This is a genomic window from Xanthobacter sp. BG11Y11_SDJG, from assembly GCF_057364445.1.
In genome coordinates, this window is sequence record NZ_JBNFNU010000581.1 from 1 (window position 1) to 1,903 (window position 1,903).

Sequence of the window (1,903 nt, forward strand, 5' to 3'; positions counted from 1 at the left end):
TCACCGGCGCGGACTGGCAGCGCGTGCTCGGCGACGGCAAGGCCGGTTTGCCGGAGGAGGTGCGCGCCTTCGTGGCGCAGGCGCCCTATCTGCCGCCGGGCCTGCCCGACGCCGACCGCGTCGACCGCGCGCTGGTGGTGAAAAGCGTGCACCGCTGGCTCAGGAACAACGCATGATCGCGTTCCAGTGGCTCTGGGCCTTCGCGCTCCTGCCGGTGCCGCTCGTGATGCGGTGGCTGATGCCGCACGCCCGCCAGCCCCGCTCCGGCGCGCTCAAGGTGCCGTTTCTATGCGGACCTCGCCGCGGCCGGCTCGCCGGGCGCGGCGCGCGCCGCGCCAAGGTCCTGCGCCTGATGCTGCTCTGGCTGATCTGGGCGCTGCTGGTGAGCGCGGCGGCGCGCCCGGCCTATCTCGGCCAGCCGGTGGCGATCCCGGTGGCGGGGCGCGATTTGATGATGGCGGTGGACCTCTCAGGTTCCATGGCGCGCGACGATCTCGCGCTCGGCGGGCCGCTGGTCGCCGACCGGCTCACGGTGGTGAAGTCCGTGGTGGACGACTTCCTGGCCCGCCGCAAGGGCGACCGGGTGGGCCTCATCCTGTTCGGCAGCCGGGCCTATCTCCAGGCGCCCCTCACCTTCGACCGCAATGTGGTGCGCGAGTTGCTCGCCAGCGCCAGCATCGGCCTCGCCGGGCCGGAGACCGCCATTGGCGATGCGCTCGCGCTCGCCGTGAAGACGCTCCGCGCGCGGCCGGAGGGCCAGCGCGTCCTGATCCTGCTCACCGACGGCGCCAGCAATTCCGGCGTGCTCGAGCCCCTGGACGCGGCGGCGCTGGCGCGCCAGGCGGGGGTGAAGATCTACACCATCGGCGTCGGCGCCGACCGGCTGCCGGGCGGCATCGGCTTCGGCCAGCGGGTGGTCAACCCCTCCGCCGACCTCGACGAGGAGACGCTGCAAAAGATCGCCGACCTCACCGGCGGGCGCTATTTCCGCGCCCGCGACGGGCGCGGCCTCGCCGCCATCTATGACGACATCGAGCGCATGGAGCCGGTGGCCGGCGACCCGTTGTTTCTCACCCCCACGGTGTCGCTGTTCCCGTGGCCGCTGGGAAAACGCGGCGCTGGTGCTGAGCCTCCTCGTCGCGCCGTGCTCGCCTGGCCGCGCTTTCGCCGGCCGCCCGGCGGCGGAGGCCGAGCCGCCTGCCGGGGAGCGCGCGGCCATGATCCGGCGGGCTTCCACTTCCTGCGGCCGGAATGGCTGCTCGCTCTGGTGCCGGCGGCGCTGGTGGCGGTGCTCGCCTGGCGGCGCATTGGTACCGGCGGCAATGCCTGGGCGAAGCTCGTGGACGCCCACCTGCTGCGCCATCTCGCCCTCGGCGCCGAACGCGGCACCCGCAATGGCCGGTGGCGGTGCTGCTCCTCGGCTGGGTGCTGGCGAGCCTCGCCATGGCCGGCCCGGCGTGGCGCCAGCTGCCGACCCCGGCGCTCGACCGGCTCGACCCGACCGTGATCGTGCTGAGCCTCGCCCAGTCCATGAACGCGCAGGACCAGAGCCCGACCCGCTTCGGCGCCGCCCGCCACAAGGTGGAGGATATCCTCAAGCGCATGCGCGGCGGTCAGATGGGGCTGGTGATCTATGCCGACCGGCCGTTCGTCGCCGCGCCGCTGACCGAGGACGCGCGCGTCATCGGCCTGATGGTGCCGGAACTCGCCACCGATCTGATGCCGGTGCTGAACGACCGCCCCGACCTCGCCATCGCCCGCGCGGTGGACCTGCTGCGCGGCGCCGACGCTCCGGTGGGGCGGATCGTGCTGATCAGCGACGGTCCCGGCGACGATGCCGGGCGCACCGAGGCGGCCGCGGCGGCGGCGGCCAAAGCGGGCGTACCGGGCTGAGCGTGGATCG

2 protein-coding genes are annotated in these 1,903 nt (G+C 73.8%); both read left to right on the plus strand.

Annotated features, from left to right (window positions below; all coding sequences use genetic code 11):
* Positions 1–172 precede the first annotated feature (172 nt).
* Complete coding sequence (locus tag AC2W7M_RS24625) at positions 173–1,507, plus strand: vWA domain-containing protein (RefSeq protein WP_486135661.1); 1,335 nt, start codon at positions 173–175, stop codon at positions 1,505–1,507.
* Complete coding sequence (locus tag AC2W7M_RS24630; protein WP_486135663.1) at positions 1,408–1,893, plus strand: VWA domain-containing protein; 486 nt, start codon at positions 1,408–1,410, stop codon at positions 1,891–1,893. The genes AC2W7M_RS24625 and AC2W7M_RS24630 overlap by 100 nt, the downstream gene beginning before the upstream one ends.
* The last annotated feature ends 10 nt before the right edge of the window (positions 1,894–1,903 follow it).

Coding starts and splice junctions, on each gene's coding strand:
- AC2W7M_RS24625 (WP_486135661.1), top strand. CDS start 173: ATGATCGCGTTCCAGTGGCTCTGGGCCTTCGCGCTCCTGCCGGTGCCG.